Here is a 20,244-nt window from a genome sequence, read left to right on the forward strand (position 1 = left end):
TTGGATCAGTCCCGGCGGCCCTGCACCCAGTGCTCGAGCATCTGCAGCGCCATCGCGCGGTCGTCATCGGAGGCCTTGGCGAACGCGCGGTTATAGCTTTCCTTGATCCACATCTCGTCAGGTCCGGCGCTGTCGCGGGCGAGCGTCAGCCACATCAGGCCGCGGGCCCGCTGCGGCGGCAGCCGGTCGCCATTGAACAGCATCTGGCCAAGCAGCGCCTGGGCCTGATGCTGACCCTTCTGGGCCGCAAGTCCGAGCCATCGTGCGCCATAGCGGAAATCTTCCCGGGAGGCGTCCGGCGTCTTCAGGTAGAGCCGGGCGAGGTCGTACTGGGCGTCGGCATTGCCGAAATAGGACGCGGCGTAGGAGAACATCTCCCGCGCCCGCTCGGTATCCATCTTGATCTTCGAGTTCGGGATGCCGTTGAGGTAGTAGCGTCCCAGCGCGACGAACGCCTGGGCCACGATCGTCGCCTGCGGCGCCGAGGGGCTATCCTCGGCATGCGCATTGGCGATGCGACTGAAATATTCGAAGGCGCGCAGGTCATCCTGGGCGACACCGTCGCCCTCGGCATACATCCGCCCCAGCTTCCACTGGGCGATAGGATGACCGCCCTCTGCGGCAAATTGCAGCGACGAGAAAGAGGTCGTGGAGTTGGCGGGGTTCGCCGCGGGCGCCGGAACCGCCACCCGCTTCAATACTCCCCCAGCACTGGACTGAGGCGAAACTATCGGTAGCGTAGCATCCTGCGGATTGACCGGGGCGCCGTCGAATGCGAATCCAGGGCCCGCCACCGGAATGGCCCCTAAAATCAACGCAATAATCGTACGCTCAAATGTCCGCATAACACTGTTTCTCGTGCGCACCACCTGGATGGGTGACCGCGCCATCCACCGCAGGCCCGACCTGCTGGGCATACTTCCACAGCGCACCAGATTTATGGTTAGTCGCGCGAGGGGCCCATTTGGTCTTGCGTTCGGCGAGCTCGGCGTCACTCAATTTTACGTTAAGAGTGCCGGCCACCGCGTCGATCTCGATGATGTCGCCGTCCTGCAGCAGCGCGATCGGTCCGCCGATCGCGGCTTCCGGTCCGACATGGCCGATGCAGAAGCCTCTGGTGGCGCCCGAGAAGCGGCCGTCGGTGATCAGCGCGATCTTACCGCCCATCCCCTGGCCGGTCAGCGCCGCCGTCGTTGCAAGCATTTCCCGCATGCCCGGGCCGCCCTTCGGCCCCTCATAGCGGATGACGATGACCTCGCCCTCCTTGTAGGTCCGCTTCTGGACCGCCTCGAAGGCGTCCTCCTCGCGGTCGAAGCAACGGGCAGGACCAGTAAACTTCAAATTCGACATGCCAGCGACCTTCACGATCGCTCCTTCCGGCGCAAGATTACCCTTCAAGCCGACGACACCGCCGGTAACGGTGATCGGCTTGTCCGCAGGACGGACCACGTCCTGGTGCGGATTCCACTTCACGCTTTTGAGGTTTTCGGCGATCGTTCGGCCCGTCACGGTCAGGCAATCACCATGCAAGTACCCGTTATCGAGCAGCGTCTTCATCAGCAGCGGAATGCCACCAGCTTCAAACATGTCTTTGGCAACATAACGGCCGCCCGGCTTCAAATCCGCGACATAGGGAGTCTTTTTGAAGATTTCCGCCACGTCGAACAGACTGAACTTGATGCCGCATTCATTGGCGATCGCAGGCAGATGCAGCGCAGCGTTGGTGGAGCCGCCGGAAGCTGCAACGACGGCCGCCGCGTTCTCCAGGGATTTACGGGTGATGATGTCGCGCGGCCGGATATTCTTGGCGATCAGCTCCATGATCTTCTCGCCGGCGGTGGCGCAGAAGGCGTCGCGGATCTCGTAAGGCGCCGGCGCCCCGGCGGAATACGGGAGTGCAAGCCCGATCGCTTCGGACACGGTCGCCATGGTGTTGGCAGTAAACTGGGCGCCACAGGCGCCGGCCGAGGGACAGGCCACACGCTCGATCTCGTCGAGATCGGCATCCGACATGGTCCCCACCGAATGCTTGCCGACGGCTTCGAACATGTCCTGGACCGTGACCTGCTGGCCGCGGAAATTGCCCGGCAGGATCGAGCCGCCATAGATGAAGATCGAGGGCACGTTGAGACGGACCATCGCCATCATCATGCCCGGCAGCGACTTGTCGCAGCCGGCGAGCCCGACCAGGGCATCATAGGCATGGCCGCGCACGGTCAGCTCGACAGAATCGGCGATGCATTCCCGCGACGGCAGCGAGGAGCGCATGCCGTCATGACCCATGGCGATGCCGTCGGTGACAGTGATGGTGCAGAACTCGCGGGGTGTGCCGCCGGCCGAGGCTACGCCCTTCTTCACCGCCTGGGCCTGGCGCATCAGCGCGATATTGCAGGGAGCGGCTTCGTTCCAGCAGGAGGCCACGCCGACAAACGGCTGGTGGATCTGCTCGGTGGTGAGACCCATGGCGTAGAGGTACGAGCGGTGCGGGGCACGCTCGGGGCCCTCGGTCACATGGCGGCTTGGCAGTCTTTTCTTGATATTGGTCTTGGCGTCCATCGCGAACCCTGTTCCCCAGCCTTCTCTGTCTTTGACCCGGGAAATGGTGATCTTCCCTTCGCTTCGCGAGCGCCGTGGCTTTAGCCTTCCGAAGCATGATTTCATGCAGGGGTGTGGCTAAAAAGCGGCGCGTGCAAGAGCCGGCCAATTAAGCGGTTAAATCTTAGAGAACTGTTGCCTGAGGGCAACGATCGTTGCCCGGCAGCAACCATTTAGACGGACTCCAGGCACCCCGCGGGCATTTTTCGGGCACGAGAGCTGTCATGGGAGCAACTATTCTTAGCGAAGATGGCGCGTTTGGCTTCGCCCCAACTCGCCCTGCGATTCTCGCGCTCCGTCGCTCCTCGGACTCATGCGATGGCAGCAGGCGCCCTAACAACCGGAGATTGTTAGGGCACGAACAAGCGCCCGTCACTTAGCACATTGCCATCGCGTTGCCGTGCAAGGACCATGATGCCGTCACTTGCGCGTGCTGCTGAGAAGCATCACGCAAGACCAAGCGCAATCATCGGCACGTGCGAGGTTCCATCTCCATCAATCCGCAATTCGACGACTTCAAAGTTCCATTCAGTTCAGCGTTTTTTCCGCACTGTGGCCTGAGCGCGACAGTTGCAATTCGATGCTGTGTTAACCTTAGGTCATTCAAGCCGCACGGTTTGCGACTTGGTTTGTGTCTGATGGTTCGCAGGGGGACCATGGAATGAACCAGTGCTTACGTTCGCTGTCTTGTCTCCTCACGGTCGCTGTGCTCGCGCTGTTCTCGACGGATGCGACGGCCCGATCGAACAACAGACAAACGCACACCAAGAAGAACCATGACGCGACGACGAAGGCGCGTCAGCAGCGTGATGCCGCAGTCGGAAAACGCGGCCGTGCCAAGCACACCGATGCACGCCGCAAGTCCAGGGAATCGAAGGATGCATCCGCGAAGGAAGCGCCGACGCCGACACTGTCGGGCGATCTCGCGCTCGTGAAAGACGCGATCGATCTGGCGCGCAAGGCGAAGACGGAAGAAGCGACGGCCACCAGAGACAGGATCACCGACCCGGCGGGCCAGAAGCTCGTCGAATGGTACATCCTGCGCCGCTCCGAGACGACCGCGAACTTCAACCGGTATGCAGCATTCATCGCCGCCAATCCGGACTGGCCGAGCATGGCGCTGTTGCGTCGTAAAGCCGAGGGACGGCTGTGGGAGCAGCGCAGCGATGCAGTCACCGTTCATCGCTTCACCCGCGATCGGCCCGCCAGTGCCAAGGGCAAGTTCGCGCTGGCGCGCGTGCTCCTGACCGAAGGCGACCGCGATGGTGCAGAGCGCCTGGTACGCGACGCCTGGCGCTCGCATGAATTGTCGGAACGGCTGGAAAGCGACGCGTACGAGCTGTTCGGCGATCTTCTGACCCGCGAGGACCATCGCGCGCGCATGGACAAGCGCATCGGCGCCAAGGATCTCGCCGACGCCAGGCGCGCGGCGCAACGGCTTGGCAGCGACGAGCTTGCGATCGTGAAGGCGTGCGGCGCGGTGGCAGCGAAATCGAGCAAGGCGCTCGACCAGCTCAACGACGTCGGAACTGACGCCCGCAAGGATCTCGGCTACACGCTCTGCCGCCTGCAGTGGCTGCTCGGCCAGAACAACATCGACGATGCCGCCAGCCTGGTGCTATCAGCCGCGCCCGAGACCATGGCGCTGCAGGACACCGACCAATGGTGGCGCGAGCGGCGGTTGCTGGCCCGCAAGCTGCTCGATCAGGGCAAGTTCCAGACCGCGTATGACGTGATTGCTGCCGCCGCTTTGCCGGCCAACGAATATTACCGCGCCGATTTCCACTCCATGTGCGGCTGGATCGCCTTGCGCTACCTCGATGATCCCGTGACGGCGGCGACGCATTTCGCGCGCATCGACGAAGGCGCGACCAATCCGATCGTGCTGGCACGCGCGAACTACTGGCGCGGCCGCGCCGCCGAAGCGCTGGGAGAAGAGGACGCGATGCGCGCCAGCTATGAGGCCGCGGCGCGCTACCCGACCGCCTATTACGGACAACTCGCGCGCGCCAGGCTGGGCCTTGACGCGATCGAGTTGCGTCCGCCCTCACCTGTTGCTGCCGTCGACGGCATGGCGGCTGCAGACGAGCGCGTGCGCGCGGCCGACATGCTCTACCAGATCGGCGAACGCGATGTGGTGCTGTATTTCGCCGCCGATCTCGGCGAGCAGAGCACGGATATCTCCATGCTTAACGCGCTCGGCGAGCTCACCGCCCGCCGCAACGACGCGGCCGCCATGATGCAACTCGGCAAGCTGGCGCTCGGGCACGGCCTTGCGCTTGACTACTACGCCTTCCCAACCATCGGGATTCCCAAACATACCCAGGTTGCGCCCGAGATCGAGCGCAGCATGATCTATTCGGTGGCACGGACCGAGAGTGCGTTCGACCAGCGCGACAAGTCGCCGGCGAATGCGGTCGGCCTGATGCAGGTGACCCCGGAGGCCGGCCGCGATACCGCCAAGCGTTTCGGGGTCAGCTATGACTGGGACCGGATGGTTTCCGATCCTGTCTACAATACCCAGATGGGCGCGGCGGAGCTCAGCGCGCTGCTGTCGGAATACAAGGGCAGTCACATCATGACCTTCGCCGGTTACAACGCCGGCCGCGGCCGCGTCCGCGACTGGGTGAAGGCCTATGGCGACCCGCGCGATCCGGACGTCGATCCGGTCGATTGGGTCGAGCGTATTCCGATCTCCGAGACGCGCAACTATGTGCAGCGCGTGATGGAGAACCTGCTGGTGTACCGTGCGCGCTTTGAGAGCGGCACGGCGGTGGCGACCAAGACGGATCAGCGCGTGGTCACGCAGGAGGTCAACGCGGCGGCGCCGACGGGAGCCGCGTCTGCGGCGCAGTAATCGAGAAGCGCCGCACGCTCTCACCCCTCATGGTGAGGAGCGCGCAGCGCGCGTCTCGAACCATGAGGCCCCCGTCTCGCTCGGGGCCATCCTTTGAGACAGCCGCTTCGCGGCTTCCTCAGGATGAGGACCTGCTGCCCTGGCAAGACTCGCCGCCGCCAACCCCTCAATCCACCTTCACGTTGGCGGCTTTGATCATCGGCCACCATTTTGCGATCTCGGCCTTCTGCCACGCGCCGAGCGCTTCCGGCGTCAGCTGATCCTTCGGCGGCATGCGCAGGCCGAGGTTCTCAAGCTGTTTCACGACCGCGGGATCGTTCAGCGCCTCCACGGCCGCAGCGTTCAGTTTGGCTGTGATCTCCTTCGGAGTGCCCTTGGGCACCCAGAGGCCGGACCACAGCGTCATGTGGAAGCCCGGCAGGCCGGCTTCGTCGGTGGTCGGGACTTCGGCCGCGGAGGTGACGCGCTTGTCGTCGGTGACGGCATAGGCGCGGATATTGCCGGCACGGACCTGGTTGATGGAGTTGGAGGTCTGATCGAGCATGATGTCGATCTGCCCGGCAACAAGATCGTTCAAGGCTGGCCCCGTACCGCGATACGGCACATATTGCAGCTTGATGCCGGAGACGTTCTCGAAATAGAGCCCGGCGATGTGGCTGCCAGAGCCTGCGCCAGCCGTGCCCGCGGTCGGCGGCGATGGGCGAGACTTCAACCAGGCCAACAGTTCGCTCAGCGATTTCGCGGGGATCGCATTCTTGCTGACGATGATCATCGGATTGCTCGGCAGCAGCACCACCGGATCGAGATCGGCGACGAGGTCATAGCCGAGCTTGTAGACGGCGCCGTTGGCGACATGCGTGCCGAGGTGGCCGAACGAGATGGTGTAGCCGTCCGCCGGCGAGCGCACCGCGCGGCCAACGCCGATCGAGCCGCCCGCGCCCGTGACGTTCTCGATCAGGAGGTTCTCTCCGAGCGAGACCTTCATCCGCTCGGCGAGAATACGCGCCATCGCATCCGACGGCCCGCCGGCCGAGAACGGCACGATGATGGTGATCGGACGCGAGGGAAAATTCTCGGCGACCGCCGCGCTGCCGAACAAGAGGACTGCCAGCATCGCCAGAACTATTCTTCGCATCGCTCCCTCCCCTGTAAAAAGCCGGGCTCGGCTTGTTCTTATTTGGACATGGTCAACTCAACAGAACGGTACCCGCTTTCTCTAATTCTCTAGAACTGCGCGAAGTCGATCGGCTTGAGACGATCGAGCGTCCGCGTGACCGGCGGCAGCGGATATTTAAGGCCTGTGGCGCAATTGAACAGCATCACCCGATCGTTTTTCGTGAGGCGCCCGTCGGCAAGGCTTTGCTTATACGCCGCATAGGTGGCCGCGCCTTCGGGGCACAACAACAGCCCCTCCTCGCGCGCAACTTCGTTTAGCGCAGCAGAAATCTTCTCGTCGTCGACCGCGACGGCGAAACCCTTGCTCTCGCGGACCGCTCGCAGGATCAGAAAATCTCCGATCGCCTGCGGCACGCGGATGCCGGAGGCGATAGTGTGCGCGTCTTCCCAGCGAGTCGCATGCTCAGTGCCTGCTTCAAAAGCACGCACCATCGGCGCGCAGCCCGAGGCCTGCACCGCGACCATGCGTGGCCGCTTCGCACCAATGAAGCCGATTGCTTCCAGTTCGGCAAAGGCCTTCCACATGCCGATCAAGCCGGTGCCGCCGCCGGTCGGATAGAAGATCACATCGGGCACGTCCCAGCCGAGCTGCTCGGCCAGTTCGAGCCCCATCGTCTTCTTGCCCTCGATCCGGTACGGCTCCTTCAAGGTCGACGTGTCGAACCAGCCGACCTTGGCCTTGCCCTCGCCGACGATCTTGCCACAATCGTCGATCAGGCCGTTGACGCGATAGACCGTCGCGCCCTGCAGTTCGATCTCGCTCACATTCACCTCCGGCGTATCGGCCGGGCAGAAGATCGTGGTCTTGATGCCGCAGGCGGTCGCATAGGCCGCCAGCGCCGCACCGGCATTGCCGTTGGTCGGCATCGCCATGTGGTTGATGCCGAGCGCCTTGCCCATCGACACCGCCATGACGAGGCCACGTGCCTTGAACGAGCCGGTCGGCAGCCGCCCCTCATCCTTCACGATGATCTCACCACCGCCGAGCTTGGCGCCGAGTTTTGGCAGCCGGATCAGCGGCGTCGTCACCTCGCCGAGACTAACGATGTCCTTGCATTGGCGCACCGGCAACAATTCGCGATAGCGCCACAAATCGGCCGGGCGCTCCTTCAGCGCATCCTTGCTCAGCGCCTTCTTCACGCCGGCGAGATCGTAGCGCACCAGAAGCGGCTTGCCGGCCTTGGAGAGATTGTGCACCTGGTCGGCGGGATAGTAATCGCCCTCCATCGCGCATTCGAGATGGGTGACGAAGGTCGGGCGTTGGATGGTGAGATTGTCGTTGTCTTTCACGGTTCGCCGTCCCTCTCGTTACATGTTGAGAACACGCCCATAGGCGTCCAACACCGCTTCCTTCATCATCTCCGACAGCGTCGGATGCGGGAAGATGGTGTGCATCAATTCTTCCTCTGTTGTCTCGAGGTTCATCGCGATCACATACCCCTGGATCAGCTCGGTGACCTCTGCGCCGACCATGTGCGCGCCGAGCAGCTGCCCGGTCTTCTTGTCGAAGATCACCTTGACCAGGCCCTGGTCCTCGCCGAGCGCGATCGCCTTGCCATTGCCGACGAAGGGGAAGCGACCGACGCGAATGTCGCGGCCGGCTTCCTTGGCTTTGGCCTCGTTCATGCCGACGGACGCGACCTGCGGATGGCAATAGGTGCAGCCGGGGATCATGTTCTTGTCCATGGGGTGCGGATTGAGGCCCTTGATCGCCTCGACGCAGATGATGCCCTCGTGCTCAGCCTTGTGCGCGAGCATTGGGGGACCGGCGACGTCGCCGATCGCATAGATGCCGGGAACGTTGGTCCGGCAATAGCCGTCAATCGCGATGATGCCGCGCTCGGCCTTCACGCCGATCTTCTCCAACCCGATGTTCTCGACATTGCCGACCACGCCGACGGCGGAGATCACGCGGTCGAACTCGATGGTCTGCGGCTTGCCCTTGCCGTCGTCGATGGTGGCGACCACGCTGTCGGTCTTCTTGTCGAGCTTTGTCACCTTGGTATTGGCCAGGATCTTGATGCCCCGCTTTTCGAACGCCTTGTGCGCGAATTTCGCGATCTCGACGTCCTCGACTGGCAGGATCTGCGGCAACACCTCAACGACCGTCACCTCCGCGCCGAGGGTACGGTAGAACGAGGCGAACTCGATGCCGATCGCGCCGGAGCCGATCACCAGCAGCGACTTCGGCATCTTGTCCGGCACCATCGCCTCGAAATAGGTCCATACCAGCTTCTTGTCGGGCTCGAGCCCCGGCAGCACGCGCGGCCGCGCGCCGGTCGCGATGATGATGTGCTTGGCCTGATAGGTGCCCTCGCCCAGCGCGCCCTTCGGCGCCTCGACCGGCGATTTTTTCACCGTCAGCTTACCCGGTGCATCGATCGTCGCTTCACCCCAGATCGTCGTGACCTTGTTCTTGCGGAATAGAAAGCCGACGCCATCGTTCAGCCGCTTCACCACATTGCGCGAGCGCTGCACCACCGCCTTCGGATCGAACGAGATGTTCTCCGCCGACAGGCCGTAATCCTTGGCATGCTGCATCAGATGATAGACTTCCGCCGAGCGCAGCAGCGCCTTGGTCGGGATGCAGCCCCAATTGTTGCAGATGCCGCCGAGATAGGCCTTTTCCACCACCGCCGTCTTGAAGCCGAGCTGAGCCGCGCGGATCGCGGTGACGTAGCCGCCGGGGCCGGCGCCGATAATGATAACGTCGAAGGAAGTGTCAGCCATCACAAATCCGATCTAGCGAGAGCAACCAGGAATCCGGTCCATCCAACCGCAAGCAGTCCGGCGCCGCCCAGCATGATCCGGAACTGGGTCGTCGATGCCAGGTCACGCGCGCGGACGATCAGCGCAGCAATCGCGAGCGCTATTGCAACAACATAAGGACCATAGAGCAATGCGTTAGACGTCACGCATCACACCATCATCATAACGGGGTTTTCGATCAGCTGCTTGAAGGCGCCGATGAGCTCGGCGCCGAGCGCGCCGTCGATGGCGCGATGGTCGCAGGACAGCGTCACGCTCATGATGCTGGCGATCTCGATCTTGCCGCCCCGCACCACCGGCCGCTCCTCGCTGGTGCCGACGGCGAGGATCGTCGCATGCGGCGGATTGATCACGGCGGTGAAGTGGTTGATGCCGTACATGCCGAGGTTGGAGACGGCGGTGGTACCGCCCTGATACTCTTCCGGCTTCAGCTTGCGCGCACGGGCGCGGGCGGCGAAATCCTTCATCTCGCCCGAGATCACCGACAGCGTCTTGGTTTCCGCCTTCCGGATGATCGGCGTAATCAGGCCGCTTGGCATCGCCACCGCCACACCGACGTCGGAATGCTTGTGCTTGACCATGCCGCCGTCGGTCCAGCTCACATTGCAGTTCGGGATCTTCTGCAGTGCGATCGCCATCGCCTTGATGACGAAGTCGTTCACCGAGAGCTTGTAGAGCGGCTTCTTGTCGGCGTCCTTTGGTGCGGCGGCATTGATCTCCTCGCGGGCGGCGAGCAGCTTTCCGATATCGCAGTCGATCGTCAGATAGAAATGCGGAATCTGCTGGATCGACGCGGTCAGCCGCTGCGCGATCGTGCGGCGCATGCCGTCATGCGGCACGATCTCGTACGAGCCCGGCTCGAACAATGCGAGGATCTGCTGGTCCGACATTGACGGCGCGATAGACGGCGTCGTGCTGGGCGCAGCCGGCGGCGCCTTCAGGCCCTTGCCGGACTTCGCCTCTTCGACGTCGCGCGCGATGACGCGGCCATGCGGACCGCTGCCGTTGATGCGCCCGAGCTCGATGCCGGCTCCCTTGGCGAGGCGCCGTGCCAGCGGTGACGAGAAGATGCGGGTGTGCCCGTTGCCCTGGGGCGCCGGTGCCGCGGCTTGCGGCGCGGGTGCCGGGGCTGCAGCAGGCGCCGCAGCTTTCGGTGCCGGCGCTGGTTGGGCGGGGGCCGGCGCAGGCGCCGGTGCAGCAGCGGGCTTGGCAGCGGGCGCCTCGGCAGCCTTCGGCGGCGCAGACGTCGCCGCACCTGCAGCCGCCTTCACGTCTTCGCCGTCGCCGGCCAGCACCGCGATCACGTCGTTCACCGCGACGTCCTGCGTGCCCTCAGGCACCAGGATCTTGGCGATGGTGCCCTCATCGACCGCCTCGACTTCCATCGTCGCCTTGTCGGTCTCGATCTCCGCGATCACGTCGCCGGACTTGACCTTGTCGCCCTCCTTCTTGAGCCACTTGGCCAGATTGCCCTTCTCCATGGTAGGCGACAGCGCGGGCATCAGGATGTTGATGGGCATGGTGACCTCACAAAGCTAACTTTTGCATGGCGGCTTCCGTCACGTGAGGAAGTCAGCCGGAATTGTCTGGGACGGATCGGTGTAGGCGGAAGACGCCTCAATTGCCGATATCGCCCTGCCAGGTGCGCTCGTTGGCGGGATCCGAGCGCCAGTTCTTCATCATGTTGCTCGAGCGGTCGTCTGCGAGATCGATGAAGGGGATGCCGAACTGCGTCAGGATGTCCTTGCTGCCCGGGAACGTCACGGACTCCCCGATCACCAGGAGCTTCAGCTTGAACAATCCGATCGCGCCGGCGCACATCGAACACGGCGAGAGCGTCGTGTACATGACGGTATCATGGAACGAGATCAGGCCGGCGTCGCGGAAGCACGACATCTCGCCGTGCAGGATCACGTTCTTCTCCTGCATCCGCCGATTATGGCCGCGCGCGATGACCTTGTTGTCGCGCGTCAGCACCGCGCCGATCGGCAATCCGCCCTCGGAGATGCCGATCTCCGCCTCGCGGATCGCTTCCGCCATGAAGTCGTAGTGGTATTGCTCGATGGTCACGATCAATGCCCCTGTTTCGATCGCGGCGTGGTGCTGCCCGGATCGGTCGGCCGCGCGACCTCAGCCTCGAACATGTCGATGATGCGAGCGAGCGCCTCTTCCTCGGTGTACTCGCTCTCCCGCGCATAGGCGCGCGCGGCGTGACGGGCGATGTCGACCAGCATCAGGCCCCAGGTATCCGGCTCCTCAAAGGCGCGCTGGAAGGCGATGGAGAGTCCGCCGTCGACAACAAAGGCGCGCAGCACCTCGATCGCATCATCGCGACCCATCACGTCAGGCGGTAATGGCTGTTCCTGCGGGCCCGCCATGCGTCACCGGTAACAAACGGCCTTGGCGGCTTCCACCACCTCGGCGACTGAAGGCAAAGCCATCTTCTCGAGATTGGCCGCGTAGGGCATCGGCACGTCCTTGCCGGATACGCGCGCAACCGGTGCATCCAGGTAATCGAAGGCATGCTCCATGATGCGGGCGGCGATCTCGGCGCCGACGCCGCTCTGCTGCCAGCCCTCCTCGACCGTCACCGCGCGGCCGGTCTTCTGGATCGAGGCGACGATAGTCTCGGTGTCCATCGGGCGCAGCGTGCGCAGGTCGACCACTTCCGCCTCAATGCCTTCTTTGGCGAGTTCGTCGGCCGCCTTCAGCGAATAGGTCATGCCGTTGGACCAGGAAATGATCGTGACATGCTGGCCCTTGCGAGCGACGCGCGCCTTGCCGATCGGCACGATGTAATCGTCGAGCTTCGGCACCTCGCCGGAATGACCGTACAGCACCTCGTTCTCGAGGAAGATCACCGGATTGGGATCGCGGATCGCAGCCTTCAAGAGGCCCTTGTAGTCGGCGGCCGAGAACGGCGCGACCACCTTCAGCCCCGGGATGTGCGAGTACCAGGACGAATAGTCCTGGCTATGCTGGGCGGCAACGCGCGCCGCGGCGCCGTTCGGTCCGCGGAACACGATCGAGCAACCCATCTGGCCGCCGGACATATAGAGCGTCTTGGCGGCGGAGTTGATCAGCTGGTCCATCGCCTGCATGGCGAAGTTGAAGGTCATGAACTCGACGACCGGCTTGAGGCCCGCCATCGCCGCACCGATGCCGATGCCGGCAAAGCCATGCTCGGTGATCGGCGTGTCGATGACGCGCCTTGCGCCGAACTCCTGCAGCAGCCCTTGGCTCACCTTGTAGGCGCCCTGATATTCGGCGACCTCCTCGCCTATCAGGAAGACATCCGGATCGCGCCGCATCTCCTCCGCCATGGCGTCACGCAGGGCTTCGCGGATGGTCTGGGTCATCATCTCGGTGCCGGCGGGTACCTCCGGCTCGGGCTCGCTGACGGCCTTCGGCGCGGCCGGCGTTTTCTCTTCCGCCTTGGGTGCAGGCGCCTCGGTCTTGGCCGCCGCAGGAGGTGCGGACTCGGCTGCCTTCTCCTGCTTTGCCGGGCTGGCGGCCTTGGCGAGATCGGAGGCGCTTTCGCCGTCGGCCAGGATGGTCGCAATCGGCGTGTTGACGGCGACGTCGGCAGTGCCTTCCGGGATCAGGATCTTGCCGAGCGTGCCCTCATCGGTCGCTTCGACCTCCATGGTGGCTTTATCGGTCTCGATCTCGGCGATGACATCGCCGGACTTGATCAGCTCGCCTTCCTTTTTCAGCCATTTGGCGAGGTTGCCCTTCTCCATCGTGGGCGACAGCGCAGGCATGAGAACTTGAATGGGCATATCGGCTCCCGGATCACTCTTTCGTTTTCAGTCTGCGCTTAGCGGTAGACGTCGGTGTAGAGCTCGGACGGATCGGGCTCGGGATCGTGCTGGGCAAAGTCGGCGGCGCCATTGATGATGTCACGCACCTCGCCGTCGATCGACTTCAAGTCCTGCTCGCTCACTCCGCCGGCAAGCAGGCGATTGCGCACCTGCTCGATCGGGTCTTGGTCATGGCGGACCTTCTCCACCTCCTCCCGGGTCCGGTACTTGGCCGGATCGGACATCGAGTGGCCGCGATAGCGGTAGGTCTGCATCTCCAGGATATAGGGACCCTTGCCCGCGCGGCACCAAGCAACCGCCTCGTCACCGGCGGCTTTCACGGCACGGACGTCCATGCCGTCGACCTGCTGGCCCGGGATGTTGAAAGAGAGGCCGCGCTTGGAGAAATCGGTTTGCGCCGAGGAGCGCGTCACCGAGGTGCCCATGGCATAACGGTTGTTCTCGATGATGTAGACGACCGGCAGCTTCCACAGCTCGGCCATGTTGAAGCTTTCATAGACCTGGCCTTGGTTGGCGGCGCCGTCGCCAAAATAGGCCAGGCTCACGAAATCGTTTTCCCGGTAGCGGTTGGCGAAGGCGAGACCGGTGCCGAGCGAGACCTGCGCGCCGACGATGCCGTGGCCGCCGTAAAAGTGCTCGGCCACGCTGAACATGTGCATTGAGCCGCCCTTGCCCTTGGAATAGCCGCCGCGGCGTCCAGTGAGTTCGGCCATCACGCCCTTGGGATCCATGCCGCACGCGAGCATGTGCCCGTGGTCTCGGTACCCCGTTATGACCTGGTCACCCTTCTTCAGGGTCATCTGCATGCCGACGACGACGGCCTCCTGGCCGATATAGAGATGGCAGAAGCCGCCGATCGCACCCATGCCGTAGAGCTGGCCGGCCTTCTCCTCGAAGCGCCGAATCAGGAGCATGTCGCGCAGCGCGCGAAGTTCCTGTTCTCTGGTGAATTCCGGCGGGGAGCCGTTCCCCTTCTCCTGCCCTGCTTCCTTTGTGACGCTTTTCTTGGGTGCGGCCATGGCATTTCCGGATGAGAGGGGACGATTTGGCCCTCTCTAGCCCAACTCAAACGGCCGTGGAAGGATTGCGTGCGCCGGGTGGAATATTGCTTATGCCGCAGTGCAGCGCAGATCAAAATATTGCTATCGATTGATGCGTTCGTTCGGAATTTCATTGCGCGACCATGGCGCGGGCAGACGTCTCGCCGTCCGCAATCGCGAGATGCGGGCGCGCTGCCTGATCTACGCGGGCTAGAAGTTTGGAGCGGATGCGGAAAGGATTCGTGGTTCACGTGTGACCAGAACCCGCGGAGGGCCGAGGTAACGTGACAATGGCCTCCAATCCGCCTTCAGGGCGGTTATGGATGTGCAATGCCGCGCCATGGCCGCGGATGACGGCCTGGGCTGCAGTAAGGCCAAGACCGATGCCGCCGCTCGTCCGAACGGCTTCCGTTACTGAGGCGAGTACACCGCCGCGCTATCGGCGCCGCCGTCGGCTACCATTTCTGAGCAGAGTTGAACCACCTTTATCTGGCAAAGGCGGCAGCTTGTTTGCCGCCCTCACGGTGGCGCGTCAGAAGAAGCCGAGCTTCTTGGGGCTGTAGTTGACCAGGAGATCCTTGGTCTGCTGATCGTGGTCGAGCATCATCTTGTGGGTCTCGCGGCTGGTGCAAAGACAAATGGGGCATCTCCTGGCAAATCACGCCGCGCGTGCTGACCGAGGCGCTAGCGGCTGGCGGTGATGAAGCGAAGCGCGCATTTGATGCGATGATGGGCATGAAGAAGATAGACGTCGCTGCGATCAAGACGGCGCGGCTGACGTTGCGAGTAAAAGCCTCACGGCTCCATCGTGTAGGAGCGTCCAGGTTCGAGCGCGTAGATGGTCAGAAAGCGGAGCGGCCGTTCCGGGTCACAATTGCGAAAGAGAGTGTGCGGAATATCGGCCCGATCCTGCAAGGTCTCGCCCGCTCGATACTGCCGCGGATCATCGCTGCCATAGGCCGACTCGGCAACACCTTCGATGATGAAGACCACTCCCCCAACGGGATGTCGGTGAAGCGGAGCTGCGCCACCAGGTGGATAGGTCACCTCAACCACGACCAGTTCCCGATGATCGCCGGGCAATGGAAGACGTTCGAGAACCTTACGTGTGACACCCGGAAACCCGGCCTGTTGGGCGCTTGCCTGACCATCGATACTTTCCGCCATTGGACACCCCTTAACGTCGAGTCGTTATACTTCGATCAGATCGCGGTGCGAATGACTATGGGAACGCCTCGCCAATGCAACAAGGTGCCCGAGCGCAGTTCTCCATGTCGGCTCCTGTCAGTCGAGCTCGATGCGGACGCCTTTGGCGCCATTGAGCAGCCGCCTCAAATGATAGCTGGCGAGCGGATCATCGGCATGCGTTCCGACCAGTGCCGCGAAAGCCGGCATGGCCGCGGCGTCGCCCGACTCGAGCTTGGCAAAGGCGATCGCATATTGCGTTGTGGCCGGCGCATCGAATTCCGCCGCCGATAAAGGCTCGTGAGCGCGCAATGGCTCGCTGCGGCCGCGCAGGACAAGATCGCCGATCGGCCGCCCCTTGAATTCCTCTGCCGCGCTTGCGACCGCACCACTGACGCAGATCCGTGTGCCCAGCGCCTTGTTCGCAGCTTCCAGCCTGGCTGCCGTGTTGATCGTGTCGCCATAGGCCGTGTAGTCGAAGAAGCGGTTGCCGCCGAAATTGCCGACCAGCGCGGGGCCGGCGTGGACGCCGATCCGTGTGACGCCGAAATCCACGCCTCTCTCTTTCCAGCGCCCGCGAAACGCCTCGGCCCATTCATCGAGCGCCTGGGCGCAGGCAATGGCGCGGGTCGCGTAGTCCGGCTGATCGCCAGGCGCATTGAACAGCACCTGGATCGCATCGCCGATCACCTTCGCTACCGTTCCTTCATGCGCGAAGACGACATCTGTCAGACCACCGACATATTCGTTGAGTAGCTCCGCCAGCACCTCCGGCGCGGCGGTCTCGACCAGCGAGGTAAAGCCCGTGATATCGGTGAAGATCACCGCGATCTCGCGCCAGCGCACCTCCATGTCGCTGCCGCCCCCGGCGACAAGACGCTTGGCGAGCTCGGGCGAGAAATAGCGCGACAGCGAAGCGTGGGCGCGCTCCGCTTCGATCTGACGGCGGCGCGCCTCGCGCAGGACCTCGATGTGACGCATCGTCTTCTGGATCGTCATTTCGAGGTCGGCAAAATCGATCGGCTTGGTCAGGAAGTCGAATGCACCCCGATTCATCGCGGTGCGTATGTTGCTCATGTCGCCGTAGGCCGAGACGATGATGGTCGACTTCTTGTCCTCCGCCTCCTGCAGTTTCGCGAGCAGCGACAGGCCATCCATGCGCGGCATGGCGATGTCGCAGACCACAAGATCGACGTGAGGATGCTGCTCGATCGACTGCAGGGCCTCAAGGCCGTCACGCGCGAAGACGAAGTTCACCAGCCCGTCGCGAATCTGCCTGCGGAATTTCTGGAGCACGAGCGTCTCCAGATCGGGCTCGTCGTCGACTACGAGGATGGTGGCGGTCATGCGGTCTGTTCCAGCCGCGCGTCGATCTCGTGCCGGACCTGACCGAAGTCGATCGGCTTGGTTAATAGGCCCTCCGCGCCTCGCTCCAGCGCCCTGTTGCGCGTCGCGGCATCTCCGTAGGCCGTGATCATGATCACGGGAACGTCAGGCCGCCGGGCGCGGACCTCCGGCAACATCTCCAGCCCGCTCATCCCGGGCATGTTGATGTCGGAGAAAATCAGGATCAGCGAGTGCTCGCCGACGTCGGTGACGCGCGTCAAGGCCTCCGACGCCGACCCGGCGAAATCCATCACGAAACGCTGGGCCCGGAGATCGCGGCGAAATTGCTGGCGAAACAAGGCCTCCACGTCGGGCTCGTCATCTACCACCAGAACCATCACACTCACGGCTTACCTCTGGAATTATCCAAAAAATAGCTTCTGCGCGGCAGCAGGATGGTGAACTCGGTAAACTCGCCGGGCTCGCTCTCGACACTGATCGTGCCGCCATGCTGCTTTACGATGATGTCATGGCTCATGGAAAGTCCGAGTCCGGTGCCTTCGCCTGGCGGCTTGGTCGTGAAGAACGGGTTGAACATCTTCTCCTTTACCTCGGGCGGAATGCCGACGCCGTTGTCGCGGATGCGGATTTCGACGTATTCGCCACGGCTATGTGTGCTGGCACTGAGCGCAGGTTCAAACTCGGGACCATTTTCGCTGCCGCGCTTGGCGACCGCATAAAAGCCGTTGGAAATCAGGTTCAGCAGGACCCGCGTGATCTCCTGCGGAAACACCTCGGCCGTGCCGACGTCAGGATCGAGCTCGCGACTGAGCGTAACGTTGAACTGCGGCTTCTCGGCGCGCGCGCCGTGATAGGCCAGATTGAGGCTCTCCTCGACCAGAGCGTTCACGTCGGTCGGCTTGTGCTCGCCGCTGCCCTCTCGCGAATGCAGGAGCATGTTCTTGACGATGGAATCGGCGCGCTGGCCGTGCTGCGCGATCTTTTGCAGATTGTCCTTCAGGAGGCCGCTCAATTCATCGACCTCGCCACGAATGTTGTCGTCGAGTGCCGCTGATGCAAGCAAATCGCTCAATTCGCCCGTCAGTTCCGCCGAAAGTGCGGCAAAATTATTGACGAAGTTGAGCGGATTCTTGATCTCATGCGCAATGCCGGCCGTGAGCTGACCGAGGGAAGCCAGCTTCTCGGTCTGGATCAGGCGATCCTGCGCAGCCCGCAAATCGTCGAGGGATTTTGCAAGCTCCTTGGTGCGGGCCCGCACTTCCTCGAACAGGCGGACATTGCCAATCGCAATCACTGCCTGGTCGGCGAAGGTCTGCAGGAGTCCGATCTGCTTGTCGGTGAACGGGTGCACCTCGTTGCGACGGAGCAGGATCGCGCCGATGCTTTCGTCGTCGCGCAACAGCGGTACCGACAGTACGGTGCGAATGCGAGCCCCGGAGCGCTCGGTCAGCGCCTTGCTGTCCGGAAATCCATTGCCTTCCTCCGACATTGAGTCGCGCAAATGCACCGGCTTGCCGTCGAGAAAAGCGCGGCCGGCAGTCCACCCGCGGCTGATCGGCCATTTCTCGACATTGATCTCGATCGGCCCGTGATGGGCGCTGAAGCGGAGATCGTCGCCGTCCTTTAGCACCACTGCAGCGTCATAGGCATCGCAAAGCTCGCAGGCGCTTTCGACGATTGCCTTCAATGCCGGCCCGACATCTGTCGGCGAGGAGGCAATCACCTTCAGGATGTTGGCGCTGCCGGTTTGGTAGGTGAGGGCTTCCTGCAGATCGCGGGTCTTGGCCTGCACCTCGTTGAACAGCCGGGTGTTCTCGATGGCGATCACGGCCTGATCGGCAAATGTCCTGAGCAGGGCGATCTGGTTGTCGGCAAAGGCTCCCGGTTCAGCGCGCGAAACACCAATCGTGCCGATCGCAACGCCTTCGCGCAGCATCGGCACGACGATGATGCTTCGATATCCTCTGACGCGCGCCATGTCCTTGACTGCTCGAGAGACATCGGGCTCGGTTTCGATATCAGTGCGGAAGGCGATCGTTGAACTCAGCGCGACCCGGCTGTGAATTCCCGAGGACGTAAGCGGGCTCGGGAATGAATTCTCTATCTCCCTGTGTCCGGCTTCGCTTCCCGCTGTGCGGGCTGCCAGATGCAGCATGCTATCGACAACACGCGTGACGAGCGCCGTTTGGCCGCCCAGCAGCCGCCTCGCACTTTCGGCGATGGCGTTGAATACCGGCTGCACGTCGGTTGGCGAACTTGCGATGACATTGAGAATCTCGGCGGTCGCGGTCTGCCGCTCCAGTGCTTCCCTCGTCGCATTGAACAGGCCGACATTCTTGATCGCGATCACGGCCTGGTCGGCGAAGGTCTGCAAGAGGCGGACCTGGTGTTCGCCGAACGCGCCGGTCGGCCGGCGCGTGGTGATGATGATACCGATGACCTGGCTCTCGCTCACCAGCGGGGCGAACAACATGCTGCGATAGCCGCGTGCACGTGCGATATCCCGCGCGGCCGGCTCGAGCTCGGTGTCGGGCAGTTGCGCTGCCGCACCGTCCGCCACGAGCTGGCAGGGCGGAAATTGAGCGAGCGGCACCGGGAACGCCGCTTGCAGGACTCGATCGCCGGCCGGCTCGGTCGGCGTGAAGGCCGCCAGATGGGCGCAGCCGTCGACATAGCGAAGCACCGCGGTGGAAAAGCCGCCGATCAGCCGGTTGGCGTTGGCGGCGATGGCCTCGAACACCGGCTGCACGTCGGAGGGAGAACCTGCCATCACTTTCAGGATATCGGCGGTGGCGGTTTGCCGCTCCAGCGCTTCCCGGGTCTCGTTGAACAGACGCGCGTTCTCGATCGCGATCACGGCCTGATCGGCGAAGGTCTGCAGCAATTGCACGTGATCCGCGGCAAACGCGCCCGGCTCGGCGCGCGTCACGCTGATCATGCCGACGGGCGTCCCCCGATTCATCAGCGGCGTGAACAAGACGCTGCGGAAGCCGCGCAGCCTTGCCAGATCCCTGTTCAATTGCGGGACGTCGTCGGCCTCGCTGTCCGGAAATTGAACCGTCTCGCCACTGCGAACCAGGGCAAAGGTCGGAAAGTCCGCGATCTGTCGGGGGAATGATGCCTGCAATACTTCATCCGCATCGGGGCTGGTCGGCGTGTACGCCACCAGATGAAGCTCATCACCGATGAATTGGAGCACGGTGGCGGAGAAGGTGCCGAGCAGGCGCTTGGAGCTGGATGCGATCGCCTCGAACACCGGCCGGGCATCGGAGGGGGAAGCCGCGATGGTGCGCAGGATCGCGGCGCTGGCGCTCTGGTGATCACGCGCGATCGCAAGCTCGCTTTGCAAACGAGCCTTCTCTGCGGCGCCGGACTGCAATTGCTGCTCGAGCTCGTCGATCCTGCGCCTCAGCTCGGCGGTCATATCTTGGGACAGCGCGGTCATTCGTGG

Annotated in this window: 16 protein-coding genes and 1 pseudogene; 2 read left to right on the top strand and 15 right to left on the bottom strand. The window is 63.2% G+C overall.

Annotated features, from left to right (window positions below; genetic code table 11):
* Positions 1 to 5 precede the first annotated feature (5 nt).
* Together J6497_RS17810 and ilvD are read right to left on the bottom strand one after the other, a co-directional pair.
* Positions 6 to 845, bottom strand: coding sequence for a tetratricopeptide repeat protein (locus J6497_RS17810; RefSeq protein WP_225705657.1), 840 nt, complete (start codon positions 843 to 845; stop codon positions 6 to 8).
* Positions 832 to 2,556 (bottom strand): dihydroxy-acid dehydratase, encoded by a 1,725-nt coding sequence (ilvD, locus tag J6497_RS17815; protein WP_225705580.1) that lies wholly within the window; start codon positions 2,554 to 2,556, stop codon positions 832 to 834. The genes J6497_RS17810 and ilvD overlap by 14 nt, the downstream gene beginning before the upstream one ends.
* A 700-nt stretch (positions 2,557 to 3,256) precedes the next feature.
* Here ilvD and J6497_RS17820 point away from each other — a divergent pair.
* Positions 3,257 to 5,452: a lytic transglycosylase domain-containing protein gene (locus J6497_RS17820; protein WP_225705581.1), complete on the top strand. Its 2,196-nt coding sequence runs from the start codon at positions 3,257 to 3,259 to the stop codon at positions 5,450 to 5,452.
* Between the two features lie 166 nt (positions 5,453 to 5,618).
* On the opposite strand, the gene J6497_RS17825 is transcribed toward J6497_RS17820, so the two are convergent.
* The 9 genes from J6497_RS17825 to pdhA all read right to left on the bottom strand — a co-directional run bounded on the left by J6497_RS17825 (position 5,619) and on the right by pdhA (position 14,240).
* Positions 5,619 to 6,587, bottom strand: coding sequence for a tripartite tricarboxylate transporter substrate binding protein BugD (locus tag J6497_RS17825; RefSeq protein ID WP_225705582.1), 969 nt, complete (start codon positions 6,585 to 6,587; stop codon positions 5,619 to 5,621).
* A gap of 89 nt (positions 6,588 to 6,676) precedes the next feature.
* Positions 6,677 to 7,918 (bottom strand): threonine synthase, encoded by a 1,242-nt coding sequence (locus tag J6497_RS17830; RefSeq protein ID WP_225705583.1) that lies wholly within the window; start codon positions 7,916 to 7,918, stop codon positions 6,677 to 6,679.
* Between the two features lie 18 nt (positions 7,919 to 7,936).
* The gene (lpdA, locus tag J6497_RS17835; protein WP_225705584.1) at positions 7,937 to 9,358 is read right to left on the bottom strand and encodes a dihydrolipoyl dehydrogenase; all 1,422 of its coding nucleotides are present in this window, start codon (positions 9,356 to 9,358) and stop codon (positions 7,937 to 7,939) included.
* Complete coding sequence (locus tag J6497_RS17840; protein WP_225705585.1) at positions 9,358 to 9,543, bottom strand: hypothetical protein; 186 nt, start codon at positions 9,541 to 9,543, stop codon at positions 9,358 to 9,360. The genes lpdA and J6497_RS17840 overlap by 1 nt, the downstream gene beginning before the upstream one ends.
* Positions 9,544 to 9,546: 3 nt before the next feature.
* Entirely contained in the window at positions 9,547 to 10,917 is a 1,371-nt protein-coding gene (locus J6497_RS17845; RefSeq protein ID WP_225705586.1) for a pyruvate dehydrogenase complex dihydrolipoamide acetyltransferase, read from the bottom strand.
* A gap of 97 nt (positions 10,918 to 11,014) precedes the next feature.
* Complete coding sequence (locus J6497_RS17850; protein WP_225705587.1) at positions 11,015 to 11,467, bottom strand: nucleoside deaminase; 453 nt, start codon at positions 11,465 to 11,467, stop codon at positions 11,015 to 11,017.
* A 2-nt stretch (positions 11,468 to 11,469) separates the two neighbouring features.
* Entirely contained in the window at positions 11,470 to 11,775 is a 306-nt protein-coding gene (locus J6497_RS17855; RefSeq protein WP_225705588.1) for a DUF5076 domain-containing protein, read from the bottom strand.
* 3 nt (positions 11,776 to 11,778) lie between these two features.
* The gene (locus tag J6497_RS17860; RefSeq protein WP_225705589.1) at positions 11,779 to 13,179 is read right to left on the bottom strand and encodes a pyruvate dehydrogenase complex E1 component subunit beta; all 1,401 of its coding nucleotides are present in this window, start codon (positions 13,177 to 13,179) and stop codon (positions 11,779 to 11,781) included.
* A 38-nt stretch (positions 13,180 to 13,217) separates the two neighbouring features.
* Positions 13,218 to 14,240, bottom strand: a complete 1,023-nt coding sequence (gene pdhA, locus J6497_RS17865) for a pyruvate dehydrogenase (acetyl-transferring) E1 component subunit alpha (protein WP_225705590.1) — start codon at positions 14,238 to 14,240, stop codon at positions 13,218 to 13,220.
* A 639-nt stretch (positions 14,241 to 14,879) separates the two neighbouring features.
* On the opposite strand from pdhA, the pseudogene J6497_RS42445 reads away from it, so the two are divergent.
* A pseudogene (locus J6497_RS42445) lies at positions 14,880 to 15,035 on the top strand (VOC family protein); the annotation flags it as partial.
* Between the two features lie 21 nt (positions 15,036 to 15,056).
* Here the strand turns inward: J6497_RS42445 and J6497_RS17875 are convergent.
* The 4 genes from J6497_RS17875 to J6497_RS17890 form a co-directional block, all read right to left on the bottom strand.
* A complete protein-coding gene (locus J6497_RS17875; protein WP_225705591.1) occupies positions 15,057 to 15,428 on the bottom strand; it encodes a cupin domain-containing protein in 372 nt (123 codons plus the stop codon).
* 117 nt (positions 15,429 to 15,545) lie between these two features.
* A complete protein-coding gene (locus tag J6497_RS17880; RefSeq protein WP_225705592.1) occupies positions 15,546 to 16,793 on the bottom strand; it encodes an adenylate/guanylate cyclase domain-containing protein in 1,248 nt (415 codons plus the stop codon).
* Positions 16,790 to 17,179, bottom strand: coding sequence for a response regulator (locus tag J6497_RS17885; RefSeq protein ID WP_225705593.1), 390 nt, complete (start codon positions 17,177 to 17,179; stop codon positions 16,790 to 16,792). The genes J6497_RS17880 and J6497_RS17885 overlap by 4 nt, the downstream gene beginning before the upstream one ends.
* Complete coding sequence (locus tag J6497_RS17890) at positions 17,176 to 20,238, bottom strand: GAF domain-containing protein (protein ID WP_225705594.1); 3,063 nt, start codon at positions 20,236 to 20,238, stop codon at positions 17,176 to 17,178. The genes J6497_RS17885 and J6497_RS17890 overlap by 4 nt, the downstream gene beginning before the upstream one ends.
* Positions 20,239 to 20,244: the final 6 nt, after the last annotated feature.

It is taken from the genome of Bradyrhizobium cenepequi, from assembly GCF_020329485.1.
GTDB classification, from domain to species: Bacteria; Pseudomonadota; Alphaproteobacteria; order Rhizobiales; family Xanthobacteraceae; genus Bradyrhizobium; species Bradyrhizobium cenepequi.

Bases quoted from the DNA above. Each gene is read 5' to 3' on its own strand.
- J6497_RS17890 (WP_225705594.1), bottom strand. From the start codon at position 20,238: ATGACCGCGCTGTCCCAAGATATGACCGCCGAGCTGAGGCGCAGGATC.
- J6497_RS17820 (WP_225705581.1), top strand. From the start codon at position 3,257: ATGAACCAGTGCTTACGTTCGCTGTCTTGTCTCCTCACGGTCGCTGTG.
- pdhA (WP_225705590.1), bottom strand. From the start codon at position 14,240: ATGGCCGCACCCAAGAAAAGCGTCACAAAGGAAGCAGGGCAGGAGAAG.
- J6497_RS17845 (WP_225705586.1), bottom strand. From the start codon at position 10,917: ATGCCCATCAACATCCTGATGCCCGCGCTGTCGCCTACCATGGAGAAG.
- J6497_RS17860 (WP_225705589.1), bottom strand. From the start codon at position 13,179: ATGCCCATTCAAGTTCTCATGCCTGCGCTGTCGCCCACGATGGAGAAG.
- J6497_RS17810 (WP_225705657.1), bottom strand. From the start codon at position 845: ATGCGGACATTTGAGCGTACGATTATTGCGTTGATTTTAGGGGCCATT.
- J6497_RS17855 (WP_225705588.1), bottom strand. From the start codon at position 11,775: ATGGCGGGCCCGCAGGAACAGCCATTACCGCCTGACGTGATGGGTCGC.
- J6497_RS17875 (WP_225705591.1), bottom strand. From the start codon at position 15,428: ATGGCGGAAAGTATCGATGGTCAGGCAAGCGCCCAACAGGCCGGGTTT.
- lpdA (WP_225705584.1), bottom strand. From the start codon at position 9,358: ATGGCTGACACTTCCTTCGACGTTATCATTATCGGCGCCGGCCCCGGC.
- ilvD (WP_225705580.1), bottom strand. From the start codon at position 2,556: ATGGACGCCAAGACCAATATCAAGAAAAGACTGCCAAGCCGCCATGTG.
- J6497_RS17825 (WP_225705582.1), bottom strand. From the start codon at position 6,587: ATGCGAAGAATAGTTCTGGCGATGCTGGCAGTCCTCTTGTTCGGCAGC.
- J6497_RS17880 (WP_225705592.1), bottom strand. From the start codon at position 16,793: ATGACCGCCACCATCCTCGTAGTCGACGACGAGCCCGATCTGGAGACG.